Origin of the sequence: Marinomonas aquimarina (genome assembly GCF_900089755.1) — a bacterium.
GTDB classification, from domain to species: domain Bacteria; phylum Pseudomonadota; class Gammaproteobacteria; order Pseudomonadales; family Marinomonadaceae; genus Marinomonas; species Marinomonas aquimarina.
In genome coordinates this window covers 65,246-80,780 of the sequence record NZ_FLOC01000011.1, presented here as the reverse complement: position 1 = coordinate 80,780, position 15,535 = coordinate 65,246, and the positions used below count along the sequence as shown (strand labels likewise).

Here is a 15,535-nt window from a genome sequence, read left to right as displayed (position 1 = left end):
GGAGCTAGTAATGAGTGTAAAAAAATTAGGTAAGTTTGCAGTGATCGGTTTATCTGCAGCTTGGTTAGCTGGTTGTAGTACGACTGCGTCAGATTCTGACACATCAGCTATGGGTAGCGAAGGTTCTGCGGCGGGTTCTACAGATTCTACTTACGCAGCAGGTGAAGACGGTTCTTTGAACAGTGTAATGATCGATGATCGTACTGCTGCGCAAAAAGCGGCGGATCTTCTTGCGGGTGTAGCGACTGTTTTCTACTTCGACTTCGATAAATCTATCGTTCGTCCAGAAGCTCGTGAAGCATTGGCAAAACACGCTCAATTCCTAATGGAAAACCCAGATGCACGTATCGTTCTTGAAGGTCATGCAGATGAGCGCGGTACACGTGAATACAACATGGCACTAGGTGAGCGCCGTGCCAAAGCAATCATGCGTTACCTAACTATCCAAGGCGTTGCAGCGTCTCAAATCGAAGCAGTAAGCTTTGGTGAAGAAGTGCCAGTAGCGTTTGGCCATGATGATTCTTCTTGGCAGCTAAACCGTCGTGTTGAGGTTCGCTACGAGTAATGAGCACTCGTTTTAAGATAAGCTCCCTTGCATTGGTGCTGACGTTGTCAGCGCCAATCGCAACGGCGAATACCATCTCCCCGAATGTCGCGGCAGACTTGTTGTATCAACTTGAAATGTTGCAGCAGGAAGTCTCACATCTGCGTGGTCAGGTAGAGCAGCAGCAATACGAATTGAATAAGTTGCAAGCGCTGTCCAAGGACCGCTATATCGACTTAGATAAGCGTGTTTCAGATCTGACCTCAAAAGTAGCCAGTGCGCCAAGTGTTGCTCCAGCAGCTAATACCAGTCAGACCAATGTCGCTAATGCAAACAGCGCGTCGCAAAGCAAGTCAGTACCTGTCGCAACGGCTCCGGTGCGTCCAGTGAAACTCGAAGAGCCGAGTGCGCAAGCCAAGGTGGCTTACGACGAAGCTTATGATTTGATCCGTGCGAAAAATTTTGAAGGTGCGCAAACGGCACTGCGAAGTTTTGTGAAGACTTATCCTAATAACAGTTTGACTGGTAATGGTCATTATTGGTTGGGTGAGTTAGCGTTAGTGCTTGGTAACCAAGGCGAGGCACTGGTGCAATTTCAGACGGTACAAGATGACTTTGCAGGGCATGCCAAGGTACCTGATGCCATTTATAAATTAGGAATTGTCAACGATCAGTTGGGCAATCAATCGATGGCGCGAGAGTATTTGCAGCGTGTGATTGTTAACTATCCTGATTCAAATTCCGCCACCCTTGCGACTAATTATTTGAATAATATGAAATAATTTCTTGCAATATCCAGTGACCACTGTAATATACGCGCCCGTTGGGTCGTTAGCTCAGTTGGTAGAGCAGTTGACTTTTAATCAATTGGTCACTGGTTCGAATCCAGTACGACCCACCAACTCTTCTTTGTTTAGTGATAATGGGTCGTTAGCTCAGTTGGTAGAGCAGTTGACTTTTAATCAATTGGTCACTGGTTCGAATCCAGTACGACCCACCATCACTCCAACACTGCCCATTCCCAAGGGGTTACTCAATGTCTGAATTAATCGATAAAGCCGCGTTACGCGATACAGTTCAGAAGTACTTATCTGAAGCTGAAGAATCACTTAAAAAGCCAGTTGTTGATAACCAAGCACTTCGCGATGAGATCAAAGCGCTTTTGCAAGAAAAAGATGCGGTACTCGTAGCCCATTACTATTGTGAAGATGCTATCCAAGAGCTTGCTGAAGAAACCGGCGGTGTCATCGCTGACTCCTTAGAAATGGCCAGATTTGGTGCTGAACACCCTGCTAAAACGCTCGTCGTAGCGGGCGTTAAATTTATGGGGGAGACGGCTAAGATTCTTAGCCCTGAGAAAACCATTCTGATGCCGACTCTAGAAGCCACTTGCTCGTTGGACATTGGTTGCCCAGAAGAAGAATTTTCAAAGTTCTGTGATGAGCATCCAGATCGTACCGTGGTGGTCTATGCCAATACTTCTGCGGCGGTAAAAGCCCGTGCAGATTGGGTAGTAACCTCAGCGATCGCTCTCGATGTGGTGCAACACCTAAGCGACAATGGTGAAAAGATTATCTGGGCGCCAGATCAGCATCTAGGCAACTATGTGCAATCGCAAACAGGTGCCGATGTTTTGCTTTGGGACGGTGCTTGTATCGTTCACGAAGAATTTAAGGCCAAAGGCATTTTGGACCTTAAAGCCATCTACCCAGATGCAGCGGTATTGGTGCATCCAGAATCACCAGAGCCAGTGGTTGAGATTGCTGACGTTGTTGGGTCGACATCACAGTTGCTAAAAGCAACCAAAGAGATGGATAACGACACCTTTATCGTGGCAACGGATCGCGGCATTTTCTACAAAATGAAGCAGGCGTCCCCGAATAAGCGTTTTGTAGAGGCGCCAACAGCGGGTTCCGGTGCGACATGTCGTAGCTGTGCTCACTGTCCTTGGATGGCGTTGAACTCGCTTGAGTTGCTGCGCAACGCACTGCGTGATGGCACAGATGAAATCTTTGTTGATGAAGAAGTCCGTGTGAAGGCGCTTAAACCTTTGCAACGTATGTTGGACTTCAAAAAGTCATAAGCTTTTAAGCGTCCATTGAATTCTAAAAAGCAGCCAATGGCTGCTTTTTTTGTTTTTATAGGATGTCTTTTGCTTGGGCTGATTAATTTAAGCCCTCTCTTCGTTGTGCTTCTTCTAGCAGCTCGAGTTGTGCCTTGCGATTTTCCATCTCGTTTTTATCTGATGTCTCAGACTGTCTAATGGCTCGATTAATCAGGTTAAGGGCCGGTTTATCTTTGCCCAGGGCAAACTCTAATAGGGCGTGGTTGTACAGTGCGTAGGGCTGATTGTTTCGCTCTCTTGCGATGGCGATATTGTGACGATAGACCATGCGTCGCTCATAGCTGAGTTGCTCGGAGTTGGTGTGCAAATAGGCACTGTTTTCAGAAAATTGGCCAGATAAATAGGTGAAAGTAAGGTCGTTGGGTGCCAGCGCAAGACGTTGATCAATGAGCACTTTGGCATTCTCGGTTTGTTTCAGCGTAAGATAGATAATGGCCTTTAAATAGTCAGTAAACTCGTTGTTAGAGCTGACCTTGGCCACGCTTTGCAAAGCGCTGTCGTTATAGTGCATCAGTAATTCAGCAAGCGCGGCCCCATAATGGTACTCATCTTGAGTGGTGAGGTTGCGACGTAGATAGTCTTGATAGTAGACCCCTTCCATGGCGGCGCGATAAGCCAGCAAGGTGGCACGGAAGTAGCGAAAATCCTCGCTTGAAGGTTGGTACAATATAGAGGGTTGTGCGTCCCCCGTCAGAGTGTCACTAAGGCGAGTTTGAGGGAGCGGGTGAGTGGATAAGAACTCCATACGGTCAGCATTAGAAGATTCGCGAAACAAGCCTTCTAATAGGGTGTTCATGCCCGTTGAAGGGAAACCACTGGCCGCAAGGAGCTCGCGTCCACGTCGGTCCGCTTCCCGTTCGTGGGCGCGCGAGTAACTGAGCATGTTTTCCATCTGGTTAGCCATGCCTCCTAACCATAAAGCGGAGGTGGTTTCGCCATCGCCTGCGCTGGCCGCTGCCACGCCCGCTAGCAGTAGCAGCAGTGACTTACCTTGTTCATTGCGCTGATTCTCTAAGGTGCGTTGATAATGGCGCAATTCTAAGTGGGCGATTTCATGGCCGAGCAATCCCATCAGGGCGTTTTCATTGTCGATGATGCGAAGAATGTTCGAGTATAGGAAAAGGTGGTTGCCCGGTATGACAAACGCATTGGTTTGCGCGCTGTTGAGCAAGGCCAGATCGATTTCTTTATCATATAGGCCCGTGTGGGGCACAATTTTCGCCACGGCATCACGCAAGTAGTTGTAGGCGGGTGGAAACTCAATTAAGCCAGGGCTGCCACTGATCTTTCGAAACCAGTATTGTCCTAAAATGTAGCTTGGGTTGGACAGACTTCGTTCGGCTTCCGCTTTAGCAAGATCCGGCAACTCATTCACGTTTGCATTGGCCATTGCCAAGTGCATGATGGCGGTTATTGATATAAGTAGCTTGCTGAATTGTAAAAAAAAATGTCTCATAGTGGCCTGAGTTTTAAAGCGGGATAAAAAATGCTTAACGTACAGCAGTATGACGTAATCCTAGATGCAAAAGAAGATCGATGTCCAATGCCTTTACTTAAGTTAAAGTTGGCCTTGGCGAAGATGGCGGTTGGCGAAACAATTTGTGTCTACGCTACCGATGAAGGGTCGCTAAAAGATATTCCGCATTTCCTTGCGCTGGTGGGGCTGCCACTTGTGGAGCAAGGTGAGCAAGACAGTATCTTTCATTTTGTCATTCGTAAACAAGAGTCGTAGATATGATTCGAATACTCGATAATTTGATGACGCGCTATCTCAATAATGAAGAGGTAGTGATCTTTATTCTGCTGTTGATCTCCACTTTGCTAGTGGTGGCATTCTGGGGCGGCATTCTGGCCCCCGTCTTTATTGCCGTGGTGTTTGCATTTTTGCTGCAAGGGGTCATTGGTCGCTGTAAAAAACTGGGGCTCAGTCATAATCTCTCGGTCACCCTGGTCTTTCTTGGCTTTATATCCGTGTGTGGCACCTTTATCGGTGTCATGGCGCCTATTATTTGGAAGCAAGCCGTACGCTTTGTGAACGATCTGCCACGAATGTTTGGTGATTTGCAGGCCTTGATCCAGGCTCTGGCGCAAGAACACGCCAGCTATATTAGCCAGTCAGCGGTAGACGAGGCTGTGGATTTACTGGCAGCAGAAGCTGCGACTGTCGGTCAGTGGTTGTTGTCTTATTCCTTAACCAGTATTCCTTCCTTGTTCTCATTGATGCTGTACCTAGTATTGGTGCCCTTGGTGATGTTTTTTATTCTTAAAGACCAAGCAAAAATCATCGCCTACATGACCTCATGGCTACCGAATGAGCGCCAGATGATGCGCGATATTTCCCATGAAATGAACGATCAAATCGCCAACTACATTCGCGGTAAGGTGATCGAAATGATCGTGGTGGGCCTAGTGAGTTTCGCTGTATTTTGGTTCTTTGATCTGAGATATTCGGCACTGCTGGCGTTGTTGGTGGGGGTGTCAGTATTGATTCCCTATATTGGTGCAGCGGCGGTCACCGTGCCTGTGGGGTTGGTGGCGTTTTATCAATTTGGCACCAGTAATGAGTTTTGGTACGTGTTTGTTGCTTATCTAATTGTGCAGGCGCTGGATGGTAATGTGTTGGTGCCTTTATTGTTTTCTGAGGCCGTCAACCTGCACCCATTGGCGATCATTATCGCCGTCTTATTCTTTGGCGGGATTTGGGGATTCTGGGGTGTGTTTTTTGCTATCCCCTTGGCGACCTTGGTGAAAGCTATTATCAACGCTTGGCCCAACGTCAATGATCAGCGTCTGATATCACCGGATAAACAAGCTTAGGTGACTTTGTCTGCTCAGTATAAAAAAGCCCAGCAATCGCTGGGCTTTTTGGCATTTGGTGATTACAGAATTTGCGCTGTGTGCTCTTTGGTTTTGACTTTCTCGATGATGTTTTCAATCACACCGTTCTCGTCAATGATGAAGGTGGTGCGAACCGTGCCCATGTATTCACGCCCCATGAACTTTTTCAATTGCCATGTGCCATAGAGTTCGTGCACTGACTTGTCTTCATCCGAAATTAACGTGAATGGCAGTTCGTTTTTATTGATGAAGTTCTGGTGGCGCTTTTCGCTATCAGGGCTGATGCCTAAAATGACATAGCCTGCTTCGGTCAAAGCTTCGTGATTGTCTCGCAAATTACATGCTTGCGCAGTACAGCCTGGTGTTGAATCTTTTGGGTAGAAATAGAGAACGACTTTTTTACCGCGGTAATCGCTCAGGGTGACAGGGTTGCCATCTTGGTCTTTGGATGTGAAGTCTGGCGCGGTTTGTCCAATACTTAAGCTCATTTTCTGCTCCGTTTATTCAATAGTTTCCGCTTTCTATACGCATGAAAGCGTTAAATTGGATGCCAAGTGTACTTGATATCTTAGTTAGTCTAAATATTGCCATTCTGGTGTGTTGTATAGGGATTACGTGAGCGGTAGACTATGCACGCTTAATTCAATGTGGAGATGTAAGAATGATTACTGGAAGCTTAGTGGCGCTTATCACACCGATGACACTCGATGGTAATATCGATAAGCAAAAGCTAGATGAGCTCGTTGAATACCATATCGCCCAAGGTACTCACGGTATTGTTGCTGTTGGTACGACAGGTGAATCTGCCACATTAACTTACGATGAGCACGCTGACGTGATTCGTCAGGTTGTTGAGAAAGTAAATGGCCGTGTGCCTGTGATCGCGGGTACCGGGGCAAATTCGACCCATGAAGCCATCGATCTGACTCAGCGTGCAAAAGAAGCGGGCGCGGATGCTTGTCTACTGGTTGTGCCTTACTACAACCGCCCAACGCAAGAAGGCATGTACCTACACTTCAAAGCCATTGCAGAAGCCGTTGATATTCCGCAAATCCTATACAATGTACCTGGCCGTACTGTGGCCGATATGTCTAACGAGACGACACTTCGTCTTGCCAGCATCTCAAACATTATCGGTATCAAAGATGCGACAGGTAACCTTGAGCGCGGTAAAGAGCTGATTGAAAAAGCGCCTGCAGACTTCGCTGTTTACTCAGGTGATGATCCAACGGCCGTTGACCTGATGTTGATGGGTGGTAAAGGTAATATTTCGGTGACGGCAAACATTGCCCCTGCTGCGGTAGCCAAAGCAGCGGAATTAGCGATTGCCGGTGATGCTGAAGCGGCTCATGCCGTTGATAACAGTATTAAAGCCCTACACAGCGCACTATTCGTAGAGCCAAACCCAATTCCAGTGAAATGGGCCGCGGCGCAGATTGGTCTGTGTGACATGTCTATTCGTTTGCCATTGACAGAATTGTCTGCAACATTCCATGATGCAGTAAATCAAGCGCTAGTCGCTTCTGGCATTAAGGACAAATAAGTATGAGCAAGCATACCAAGAAATTGGTGATGGCAGGGAGCTTAGCTTCTGCTGTGCTGCTTTCGGGCTGTTCCAACCTAGTGACCGATCATGGGTTGGATTATCAGTCAGCACGAAGCAGTGATGTTGAATTGCAGTTGCCTGCAGGTCGACATGATATCTCTGATAAGATGATTATTCCTAACGAGGATCGTGTTGCGACCCTCGAAGCGACTGGTGAATTTGAAACACCACGTGCACCGAAGCCCTATGAATCTATGGCTTATGTGCCGATGATCATTGGCCAGTACGATGTGACGTTAAAGATTCCAGCAAGCTTAGCGCAATCACAGAAGCTAGTGACCGATTATTTCTCTAGTTTCAGTGGCGAGGAAGTCGTATTCCAAAGCGCTGGTGATAATCAATTGGTCAGCGAGCCGCTGCAATTTGAAAGCCAAAGTGGCTTGAGTAAATTGTGGAGCAATGTGACTCGTTTGAAGCCAACTCAATACCGTCTAGCGGTGGCTTTTGAACCACAGAGTGCGCAAACCATCACCACGATTCAATTGGTTGCTATCGATCCTGATGGTGCAGAAGAAGCTGTCGATCTGACGCTTAACGAAGCCACTGCTGGGCAAATGGTAGATGCTTGGTCTTACATTTCAAAAGAGTTGACGGTAGAAACCGCGTTGTTGTCCAAGCAAGGGCGTGAAGCCGTGCAAACTTCCAGTATTTGGACCAATCGCGAAGGTAAGTTGGCCTTGTACCTTGGTAGACAAGCCAATCAAGCGGTACTTGACGATTACATTCGTGCCACATCAGGGCTGCACATCACCAATGAAGAGCCAAAAGAACTGTCTCTAGTGCCACAAGATAAGTTGGCGCGTGTCGGTGATATTATCGATTTCAAAGTGCCCCTAGGTGTTTTGGCTGAAGATGAAGAAGTCATCTTATTTAAGGTGCGTCGTCGTAACCTCGATGATGTAGAATGGACAGAGCGTAGCTATCCTTATCAATTGATTCGCCAACGGGAAGGCTATTTCTTAACGGTGGATGCTTCAGCGACGGAAAATCCGACTCTGACGTCTTACCGAATCCTTTCGCTGTTAGCGAAGTAATTTATCCCCTCACAGTATTTATTGGAGATTCTCCACATGGAAAAACGACAAGAGCTATATGCAGGTAAAGCAAAATCGGTATTTCGTACCGATGATCCTGATAAAATGGTTCTGGTATTCCGTAACGACACGTCTGCTTTTGACGGCAAGAAAGTTGAGCAGCTAGATCGTAAAGGCATGGTAAATAACAAATTTAATGCCTTCATTATGGGTAAACTAGAAGAAGCTGGTATCCCAACACACTTTGAAGCATTGTTAAGCGATACTGAGTCTTTGGTGAAGTGTCTAGATATGATGCCGATCGAATGTGTTGTGCGTAACGTAGCAGCAGGTAGCCTATGTCGTCGCCTTGGCGTTGAAGAGGGTCTTGAGCTTACACCACCAACATTTGAGTTGTTCCTTAAGAATGATGCGCTAGGTGACCCAATGATCAACGAGTCTCACGTTGAGTCATTTGGCTGGGCAGACCCAGCACACCTAGCGAAAGCAAAAGAACTAACTTACAAAGTGAATGATGTGCTAAAAGCCTTGTTCGCAGAAGGTGGCATGACACTAGTGGATTACAAACTAGAGTTTGGTCTATTCAATGGTGAAGTGGTACTAGGTGACGAGTTCTCTCCAGACGGTTGCCGCCTATGGGACGCAGAAACCAAAGAAAAATTGGACAAAGATCGTTTCCGTCAAGGTCTTGGCGGCGTGATTGAAGCCTACGAAGATGTTGGTCGTCGTATTGGTATCGATTTCGATGCGTAATACACGCTGATTTGTAAGAAGGGGCTATATGCCCCTTTTTTGTTATGGACGATTGCTAAATGAATTTATTGCCGGTGAAAATTGGTCTGCGTTATGCCCGTGCAAAACGTGCCAATCACTTTATCTCTTTTATCAGTTTCTCTTCCATTGCCGGGATTGCGTTGGGTGTTGCCGTGTTGATCACGGTATTGTCGGTCATGAATGGTTTTGATCGTGAGCTGCGCCAGCGTATTCTGGGGATGGTGCCGCACGCAACGGTATGGGGCACGCCTACCTTACTAAACTGGCAGCAAACGGCTGACCAAGTGGCGACCATGCCAGGTGTTAAGGCGGTTGCACCACACATACAAGCCCAAGTTATGTTCCAATCGGATGGGGCGGTGCATGGCGCCTTGTTAAACGGCATTAACCCAGCCCTAGAAGCCAATGTTTCGATCCTGCCAAATCACATGACGTCAGGTGCTCTGGAGTCTCTACAGCCGGGTGAGTTTGGTATTGTCCTGGGTGAGCAGCTGGCCAGAATGCTGGGGGTTCGTACAGGGGATAAAGTGACGGCGTTACTGCCAAAAGCAAACGTCTCCATTGCTGGCATCACTCCGACCCTGAAGCGTTTTACCTTAGTTGGTACCTTTAAAGTCGGTGCTGAGCTGGATTCAAGTTTGGCCTATATCCATATCCAAGATGCGGCCCGTTTAAAGCGTTATCAACCAGATGATGTTGAGGCACTGCGCATTGCCTTTGATGATTTGTTTCAGGCGCCACGATTGGTATGGGACATTGCACGCGCTATTCCTGGGCAAAACAAGGTCAGTGACTGGACTCGTACCCACGGCAACTTATTCCAAGCCATCAAAATGGAAAAAACCATGATTGGCTTATTGTTGCTGCTGATCGTCGTGGTAGCGGCGTTTAATATCGTTTCCACCTTGGTCATGGTCGTGACCGATAAGCGCAATGATATTGCGATCTTGAGAACCATGGGGCTGACTTCCACGCAAGTAATGTGGGTGTTTGTGGTACAAGGCATCTTTATCGGTTTGCTGGGTACCTTGATTGGTCTTGCCCTTGGGGTTGTGGCGGCGCTCAATGTTAGCGACTTTATTGCTTGGCTGGAAGGTTTCCTAGGGATTCAGTTCCTAAGCGGTGATGTGTATTTTATTAATTACTTACCGTCCCAGTTGGATTGGCAGGATGTGCGCTTCATTGTGGTATCGGCCTTTACCATGACCGTTCTGGCGACCTTGTATCCGGCTTGGCGCGCATCAAAAGTGGACCCAGCGGAGGCGTTACGTTATGAGTAATCAAGCTGTATTAACGAGTACCGGATTGAGTAAGCAGTACCGTGACGGTAAGCGCGATGTGCAAGTATTTGAAAACATTGAATTCGCCTTGCATAAAGGTGAAGCAGTGGCCATTGTCGGCAGCTCTGGTTCGGGTAAAACCACCTTGTTAAACCTCCTTGCGGGTCTGGATAAGGCCAGCAGTGGCTGTGTTGAGATTGAGGGGCAGGCGTGGGATGCGCTGCGGGATGCTAAGCGTTCTAAGTTGCGTAATGAAAAGTTGGGCTTTGTTTATCAGTTTCATCATTTGTTGCCGGAATTCAGTGCCTTGGAGAACGCCATGATGCCGTTGCTGATTGCGGGTGAGAAAACCGCCCAAGCCAAGCAGATTGCTAGCGCTTTGCTACAAGATGTGGGCTTGGGGGAGCGTTTAGATCATCGTCCGGCCCAGTTGTCTGGTGGTGAGCGTCAGCGCGTTGCCATTGCACGTGCATTGGCCCATGATCCAGCCTGTGTGTTGATGGATGAGCCAACCGGTAACCTAGATGAAACCACCTCAAAAGAAATTCAAGAACTGATCGTGCGTCTGAAAACAGACAAGCACATGGCTTTCTTAATTGTGACTCATGACGAAAAAATGTTGTCGTGGATGGATAGGGCGTATCGTTTGAGTAACAAAACCCTGACCTTGATTTAAGTGCCAGTGATAAAAAAGGGAGTGGATTGGTCACACAATCCACTCCCTTTTTTTGTTATTCGGCAGGCGTTATTTGGAATTTTGTTGTTTGCGCTCTCGTCGGTGTTTCCAACGCTTAATCACATGTAAACGCCACAGTAATAAAATTGAGACGTAGGCAATTCCCCCCATCACAAAGCCACTCACCGCAGAGCCGACATACAAGGGAAGCCAAATGTGCTCCATCTGGCGCCAGATCCAGTCAACTGACATTTGAAATTCAGAGTCTATGCCATTACCGACAATCCAGGTGCCAACGAGGTAGTTAACATAGAAAACCACCGGCATGGTCAACGGGTTAGTGATCCAAACCAGGGCAATGGACAGTGGAATATTGGCGCGTAGTGGGATGGCAAACAGTGCTGAAACCACCATCTGAAAGGGCATAGGGATAGCCGCCCAAAAAAAGCCATTCCAAAACGCACGAGCAACAGAGCGACGTGATAAATGCCAAAGATCGGCTTCGTAGATTTGTGACCCGAGGATGCCGAGCGCTTTATTTTGTTTCAGCTTTTCAGGATGTGGGACAAATTTCTTTAGGTAATGCTTAGGCATAATAACTACTTAGGCGACACATGGACAAGGAGGTCCTATGCTGCTTTTCAATATTTGCGTGCTGATCGGTGCTGTGCTAACACCGCCATCGCTCCGGTGGCTGTATTCTACTTGCATAGCTCTATTATGTCTCTATCAAATCTTTCGTAAAGACTGGCTTGGTTTGTTTATTGTAACTATTTCCTTAGTTGCACTGATAAGTAGCAATATATGGCAAGAACGCTCAAAAAGTGAAATAACAGAGCAATGGTACTGGGATGTAGAGCAACACTGCGCTTGGACACCACGCTTCACGCAGGACTTTTACATCTTGCTTAAAACGCCTCAAGGCAACCATAAAGCAGATCTCTGCCAAGCTTCAAAGCCACTGGATCGAGTGCCGATCTCTCTGCATCATGCGCATTTATTTGGCGATTATCGAGAGCATCAAGCCTTTGTCAAAGGTGTCGATGCGCTCTTGTATTTGCCGCAAGCCTCGCAGCCTGCCCCAGTTTTAACTCAGCTCGATCAGTACGCCAGTTGGCGCTTTGCTTACTCCATAATCAAGGGGGATCGTAGTCAGTGGGATGAACGGGATCGCTGGCTTATCAATTACTTGGGCATTACGCATCTATTTGTTGTATCGGGTTTGCACGTCGGTTTCGTGTGTCTTCTGGCACTGCTGTGCAGTCGTATGCTGTGGCGTTGCAGCGCGTTAATCCAATATTATGTCCCAAGTCGCGCCTGGTTAAATGGGCTGCTTGCGGCACCGCTTTGCTTTCTGTATGCAGGCTGGAGTGGATTTGGAGAACCCGCCATTCGCGCCGCAGTGATGGCCCTGGTATTTTTGAGTGTGTCTGCACTTCATCACAAGGTGTCATTGCTTAATGTTCTCAGTCTGTGTGCTTGGTTGATGTTGCTGCAATGGCCTGGCCGAGCCTTGGATCCATCCTTCTGGTTATCGTTTGCGTTCGTGCTCTTGATTGGCTTGTTAATGTCTCGAGTGCAACGCTTTGGCCGCCTGCTCTGGTTGCAGTGCTTGATGTCCTTGTTTGCCTTGCTGTTAACCTTGGGCTGGCAATCGTCGCTAAGTACCTTAACGGTATTGGTGAACCTGGTTCTGATCCCGTTTGTAGCCTTCGTCTGGTTTCCTGTGGCCTTAGTGTCTTTGTTGGAGTTCACTTGCTGTCACAGTACGCTGCTGTATGCGCAGTTGGATCGTCTATTACTTTGGGTTTACCGACGGGTAGAGGATCCCTTGTATCAGGTGGCGGCCATTCAGCCGAATGAAGATGTTACCGCGCTCGTTAAGCTGTGTTTGATTGGACTGGCATTTTGGGGTGTGTATTGGCTGCCGAGCCGTCGTGCAATGGGGTTTATGATTATGCTGTTGAGTGCCGCAATCCTTACGCCACTGCCAAAGACGTGGCAGATGCAGTGGTATCAAGATCGCTTTGAGGTGCTTTACTGGCAGCCGTCCGCACACGATGTGCCGGTGTTTAGTGTGCCTAAGATGCTATCGCTGAATGGCTTAAATATCGCACTCAACCCAAGTAAAGACGCGATTGCAGAGCATGCTTTGCAAGATAATTGGCATCTTGCGTTGTTGGGGGATGCCAAGCAGGCGGATTTGCTGCGTGCCATGCAAGTTCAGGTACTTACGATGCGCCAAGGAGAGCGCTTAAGTTTCTATCGTGATGGCGCGGTTTGGCAGGTGCAATCGTCGGATTGCTATCATTTATTAAATCTTGTGAAAACAGTTGCTTGCGAGCATGCAGAATGGCTTGAGAGTGTGTTAAATTATCCACAATTTGATACAGGAGGTCTCGGTGCTAGAGCTTTTTAAATCAGGTGGTTTCTTTATGTGGCCGCTGTTGCTTTGTTCTATTCTTACCCTTGCAATCGTTCTAGAGCGTTTCTGGACATTGCGTAACAACCGAGTGGCTCCCAGATCTTTGCTGTCTGATGTTTTGACGCGTCTGCGCGAAGACCGTATGACGCTTGACTACATTCGTACCATGCAATCACAGTCTGGCCTGAGTTTTATCTTTGCAGCAGGGTTACTAAACTCTAAGCATGGTCGCCGTGCCATGAAAGAGAGTATTCAAGAAGCAGCCAATCATGTGATCCATGAGCTGGAGCGTTTTATGAGTACCTTGGGTACCATTGCTGCGATCTCGCCTTTGATCGGTTTGCTGGGTACTGTGGTCGGTATGATTAAGGTGTTTAATGTGCTGATGGAGCAGGGCGCTGGCAATACGCAATTGTTAGCCGGCGGTATTTCTGAAGCCTTGATTACCACGGCTGCAGGCTTGGTGGTGGCGATTCCTGCCTTGGTTTTTCATCGCTATTTCGTGCGTCGTATCGACGAAGTAGTGGTGAACATGGAACAGCAATCGACCAAGTTGATTGATGTGCTCAATGCGGATGGCAAAGAATAGCAGGGGCACCCATTGAAATTTCGCAGACAGAAAATAGAAGACATTAACATCAATCTGACGCCTCTGATTGATGTGGTGTTTTTGCTGTTGATCTTCTTTATGGTCAGCACCACGTTTAAGCAGACCAACGATTTAACCATTGATCTGCCGACCGCCGCCAATGGTGCGCCGTCCATTGTTACTCAAGACCCTGTTGAGGTTACCATTACCCGAGATGGCCAATTCGTAATCAATGGCCAATCCTTGATTAATGAGCGCATCGACACCTTGGTGCAGGGTTTAAGAGAGACTTTTAATGATAATTATGAGCGGCCTTTGATCATCACCGCCGATGCTAATGCTTCTTACGATATGGTGATGAAGGTATACGATGCGGCCGCCCAATTAGGCATTACAAAACTGGCTCACACTGCGCAAAGAGAGGCGGCTCAGTGAGTCTTGAGCGCTCCATTTCGCGCTCATGGTATGCCAAAGTCGGTTGGACTTGGTGCCTAGCGCCTTTGCTGATGGTGACGGCGCCCATTGTTAAGCGTAAGCGCCGTCAGTTTTTAGCCCAGCGTAAACAGCTGAGTTACCAATCCCGTTTGCCCGTGGTCGTGGTCGGTAATATTACCGTCGGCGGTACCGGAAAATCGCCGATGGTGATTGCCCTGGCCAACTTGTTAAAACAACAGGGTTATCGTCCAGGCATAGTGACTCGAGGCCATAAGCGTGATTCAAACCAAGCGATTCTGGTTGCGGAGCATTCTGCTGCTAGCGAAGTGGGGGATGAACCGTTAATGCTGCAACGCCGCACGGGCTGTCCGGTAGCGGTATCGGCCAAGCGAGCCGATGCGGTGCAAACCCTAGAAACATTGCCAGATGTGGACATCATTATCAGTGACGATGGCTTACAGCACTATGCCATGGACCGTGATCTCGAAGTGGTGATGGTCGATGCAGAGCGTGGTTTGGGTAATCATATGTTATTGCCAGTAGGGCCGTTGCGCGAACCGGCACAACGCCTAGATGAAGCGGATTTTGTCTTTGCTATTGGTAAGCCCGCGCCAGTCATGACACGCACGCCGAGCTATCATGGCGCTTTGCATTTGGCGAATATCCTTCATATTGCCTCAGCAAAGCAAAGCTTGCCTTTGGCCGCGTTGGCACAACGAGCATGGTTGGTGGTGGCAGGTATTGGCAATCCAAAGCGCTTTGTTTCCACATTACAGGATCAGGGACTACCAGCAACGGCGGACACGCGCTTTTTCGCGGACCACCATGCTTACCAGCGCTCGGATTTGGACAGCTCATGCTCTATATTAATGACCGAAAAAGATGCGGTAAAAGTTGAAAGCTTTGCCAAACCCACTGATGATTGGTGGTATGTGGCGGCCGAGTTAGAGCTGCCAGAAGAATTTGTTCGTGCATTTATGGCGCGATTGAAAGATGTAATACAACAGAAGACACAAAAACATGAATAAAGCATTGTTAGAAATTTTAGTATGCCCTGTGACCAAAGCGCCGTTAACGCTAAATGAGGAAGGGACAGAGCTGATCAGCAAAGTGGGTGGCATGGCTTACCCTGTGCGTGACGGTATTCCTGTTTTGTTGGAAACGGAAGCTCGCACTCTGACTGCAGAAGAGCGTCTAGACGACAAGTAA

General features: G+C 47.9%; 18 protein-coding genes and 2 tRNA genes. 17 read left to right on the top strand and 3 right to left on the bottom strand.

The genetic code is table 11. The features are described from left to right. The first annotated feature begins 10 nt into the window (after positions 1–10). The 5 genes from pal (at position 11) to nadA (ending at position 2,627) form a co-directional block, all read left to right on the top strand. Positions 11–565, top strand: coding sequence for a peptidoglycan-associated lipoprotein Pal (gene pal / locus MAQ5080_RS10370; protein ID WP_067209625.1), 555 nt, complete (start codon positions 11–13; stop codon positions 563–565). Next, positions 565–1,326 carry a tol-pal system protein YbgF gene (gene ybgF / locus MAQ5080_RS10365; protein ID WP_067209623.1) on the top strand — a complete coding sequence of 254 codons (762 nt, stop codon included), beginning with the start codon at positions 565–567 and terminating at the stop codon, positions 1,324–1,326. Before pal ends, ybgF begins: the two co-directional genes overlap by 1 nt. Before the next feature lie 43 nt (positions 1,327–1,369). After that, positions 1,370–1,445, top strand: a tRNA-Lys gene (locus MAQ5080_RS10360). Positions 1,446–1,468: 23 nt separating this feature from the next. Next, positions 1,469–1,544, top strand: a tRNA-Lys gene (locus tag MAQ5080_RS10355). A 36-nt stretch (positions 1,545–1,580) separates the two neighbouring features. After that, a complete protein-coding gene (gene nadA, locus MAQ5080_RS10350) occupies positions 1,581–2,627 on the top strand; it encodes a quinolinate synthase NadA (RefSeq protein ID WP_067209620.1) in 1,047 nt (348 codons plus the stop codon). An 82-nt stretch (positions 2,628–2,709) separates the two neighbouring features. On the opposite strand, the gene MAQ5080_RS10345 is transcribed toward nadA, so the two are convergent. Further along, positions 2,710–4,059 (bottom strand): M48 family metallopeptidase, encoded by a 1,350-nt coding sequence (locus MAQ5080_RS10345; RefSeq protein ID WP_197464603.1) that lies wholly within the window; start codon positions 4,057–4,059, stop codon positions 2,710–2,712. 96 nt (positions 4,060–4,155) lie between these two features. Here MAQ5080_RS10345 and MAQ5080_RS10340 point away from each other — a divergent pair, with 96 nt between their 5' ends. Together MAQ5080_RS10340 and MAQ5080_RS10335 are read left to right on the top strand one after the other, a co-directional pair. Next, the gene (locus MAQ5080_RS10340) at positions 4,156–4,401 is read left to right on the top strand and encodes a sulfurtransferase TusA family protein (RefSeq protein ID WP_067209614.1); all 246 of its coding nucleotides are present in this window, start codon (positions 4,156–4,158) and stop codon (positions 4,399–4,401) included. Between the two features lie 2 nt (positions 4,402–4,403). Continuing rightward, positions 4,404–5,486: an AI-2E family transporter gene (locus MAQ5080_RS10335; RefSeq protein WP_067209612.1), complete on the top strand. Its 1,083-nt coding sequence runs from the start codon at positions 4,404–4,406 to the stop codon at positions 5,484–5,486. Positions 5,487–5,548: 62 nt separating this feature from the next. Here the strand turns inward: MAQ5080_RS10335 and bcp are convergent, their stop codons facing one another. After that, on the bottom strand, positions 5,549–5,995 hold the full coding sequence (gene bcp / locus MAQ5080_RS10330; protein ID WP_067209608.1) for a thioredoxin-dependent thiol peroxidase: 447 nt from the start codon (positions 5,993–5,995) through the stop codon (positions 5,549–5,551). A 173-nt stretch (positions 5,996–6,168) separates the two neighbouring features. Between bcp and dapA the strand changes: the two genes are divergently transcribed. From dapA to MAQ5080_RS10305, 5 genes are read left to right on the top strand one after another with little or no spacing between them, the layout of a single operon-like run. Then, positions 6,169–7,050: a 4-hydroxy-tetrahydrodipicolinate synthase gene (dapA, locus tag MAQ5080_RS10325; protein ID WP_067209606.1), complete on the top strand. Its 882-nt coding sequence runs from the start codon at positions 6,169–6,171 to the stop codon at positions 7,048–7,050. Between the two features lie 2 nt (positions 7,051–7,052). After that, positions 7,053–8,147 carry a hypothetical protein gene (locus tag MAQ5080_RS10320; RefSeq protein ID WP_067209603.1) on the top strand — a complete coding sequence of 365 codons (1,095 nt, stop codon included), beginning with the start codon at positions 7,053–7,055 and terminating at the stop codon, positions 8,145–8,147. A 36-nt stretch (positions 8,148–8,183) separates the two neighbouring features. Next, on the top strand, positions 8,184–8,900 hold the full coding sequence (gene purC / locus MAQ5080_RS10315; RefSeq protein ID WP_067209600.1) for a phosphoribosylaminoimidazolesuccinocarboxamide synthase: 717 nt from the start codon (positions 8,184–8,186) through the stop codon (positions 8,898–8,900). A 59-nt stretch (positions 8,901–8,959) separates the two neighbouring features. Next, on the top strand, positions 8,960–10,201 hold the full coding sequence (locus MAQ5080_RS10310; RefSeq protein ID WP_067209596.1) for a lipoprotein-releasing ABC transporter permease subunit: 1,242 nt from the start codon (positions 8,960–8,962) through the stop codon (positions 10,199–10,201). Beyond that, complete coding sequence (locus tag MAQ5080_RS10305) at positions 10,194–10,877, top strand: ABC transporter ATP-binding protein (protein WP_067209593.1); 684 nt, start codon at positions 10,194–10,196, stop codon at positions 10,875–10,877. The genes MAQ5080_RS10310 and MAQ5080_RS10305 overlap by 8 nt, the downstream gene beginning before the upstream one ends. Before the next feature lie 69 nt (positions 10,878–10,946). On the opposite strand, the gene MAQ5080_RS10300 is transcribed toward MAQ5080_RS10305, so the two are convergent. Beyond that, positions 10,947–11,471 carry a DUF2062 domain-containing protein gene (locus MAQ5080_RS10300; protein WP_067209591.1) on the bottom strand — a complete coding sequence of 175 codons (525 nt, stop codon included), beginning with the start codon at positions 11,469–11,471 and terminating at the stop codon, positions 10,947–10,949. A gap of 37 nt (positions 11,472–11,508) precedes the next feature. Between MAQ5080_RS10300 and MAQ5080_RS10295 the strand changes: the two genes are divergently transcribed. Genes MAQ5080_RS10295 through MAQ5080_RS10275 form a run of 5 tightly spaced genes read left to right on the top strand, consistent with a single transcriptional unit; the run spans position 11,509 to position 15,535 of the window. Then, positions 11,509–13,296, top strand: a complete 1,788-nt coding sequence (locus MAQ5080_RS10295) for a ComEC/Rec2 family competence protein (RefSeq protein ID WP_067209587.1) — start codon at positions 11,509–11,511, stop codon at positions 13,294–13,296. After that, positions 13,280–13,891: a MotA/TolQ/ExbB proton channel family protein gene (locus tag MAQ5080_RS10290; protein ID WP_067209584.1), complete on the top strand. Its 612-nt coding sequence runs from the start codon at positions 13,280–13,282 to the stop codon at positions 13,889–13,891. Before MAQ5080_RS10295 ends, MAQ5080_RS10290 begins: the two co-directional genes overlap by 17 nt. 12 nt (positions 13,892–13,903) lie before the next feature. Then, positions 13,904–14,326, top strand: coding sequence for an ExbD/TolR family protein (locus MAQ5080_RS10285; protein ID WP_067209580.1), 423 nt, complete (start codon positions 13,904–13,906; stop codon positions 14,324–14,326). Continuing rightward, positions 14,323–15,354 (top strand): tetraacyldisaccharide 4'-kinase, encoded by a 1,032-nt coding sequence (gene lpxK / locus MAQ5080_RS10280; protein ID WP_067209577.1) that lies wholly within the window; start codon positions 14,323–14,325, stop codon positions 15,352–15,354. Before MAQ5080_RS10285 ends, lpxK begins: the two co-directional genes overlap by 4 nt. After that, positions 15,347–15,535 carry a Trm112 family protein gene (locus tag MAQ5080_RS10275; protein ID WP_067209574.1) on the top strand — a complete coding sequence of 63 codons (189 nt, stop codon included), beginning with the start codon at positions 15,347–15,349 and terminating at the stop codon, positions 15,533–15,535. Before lpxK ends, MAQ5080_RS10275 begins: the two co-directional genes overlap by 8 nt.

What these genes read in the sequence shown, in the direction of transcription:
- pal (WP_067209625.1), top strand. Translation starts at nt 11, where the DNA reads ATGAGTGTAAAAAAATTAGGTAAGTTTGCAGTGATCGGTTTATCTGCA.
- ybgF (WP_067209623.1), top strand. Translation starts at nt 565, where the DNA reads ATGAGCACTCGTTTTAAGATAAGCTCCCTTGCATTGGTGCTGACGTTG.
- nadA (WP_067209620.1), top strand. Translation starts at nt 1,581, where the DNA reads ATGTCTGAATTAATCGATAAAGCCGCGTTACGCGATACAGTTCAGAAG.
- MAQ5080_RS10345 (WP_197464603.1), bottom strand. Translation starts at nt 4,059, where the DNA reads ATGGCCAATGCAAACGTGAATGAGTTGCCGGATCTTGCTAAAGCGGAA.
- MAQ5080_RS10340 (WP_067209614.1), top strand. Translation starts at nt 4,156, where the DNA reads ATGCTTAACGTACAGCAGTATGACGTAATCCTAGATGCAAAAGAAGAT.
- MAQ5080_RS10335 (WP_067209612.1), top strand. Translation starts at nt 4,404, where the DNA reads ATGATTCGAATACTCGATAATTTGATGACGCGCTATCTCAATAATGAA.
- bcp (WP_067209608.1), bottom strand. Translation starts at nt 5,995, where the DNA reads ATGAGCTTAAGTATTGGACAAACCGCGCCAGACTTCACATCCAAAGAC.
- dapA (WP_067209606.1), top strand. Translation starts at nt 6,169, where the DNA reads ATGATTACTGGAAGCTTAGTGGCGCTTATCACACCGATGACACTCGAT.
- MAQ5080_RS10320 (WP_067209603.1), top strand. Translation starts at nt 7,053, where the DNA reads ATGAGCAAGCATACCAAGAAATTGGTGATGGCAGGGAGCTTAGCTTCT.
- purC (WP_067209600.1), top strand. Translation starts at nt 8,184, where the DNA reads ATGGAAAAACGACAAGAGCTATATGCAGGTAAAGCAAAATCGGTATTT.
- MAQ5080_RS10310 (WP_067209596.1), top strand. Translation starts at nt 8,960, where the DNA reads ATGAATTTATTGCCGGTGAAAATTGGTCTGCGTTATGCCCGTGCAAAA.
- MAQ5080_RS10305 (WP_067209593.1), top strand. Translation starts at nt 10,194, where the DNA reads ATGAGTAATCAAGCTGTATTAACGAGTACCGGATTGAGTAAGCAGTAC.
- MAQ5080_RS10300 (WP_067209591.1), bottom strand. Translation starts at nt 11,471, where the DNA reads ATGCCTAAGCATTACCTAAAGAAATTTGTCCCACATCCTGAAAAGCTG.
- MAQ5080_RS10295 (WP_067209587.1), top strand. Translation starts at nt 11,509, where the DNA reads ATGCTGCTTTTCAATATTTGCGTGCTGATCGGTGCTGTGCTAACACCG.
- MAQ5080_RS10275 (WP_067209574.1), top strand. Translation starts at nt 15,347, where the DNA reads ATGAATAAAGCATTGTTAGAAATTTTAGTATGCCCTGTGACCAAAGCG.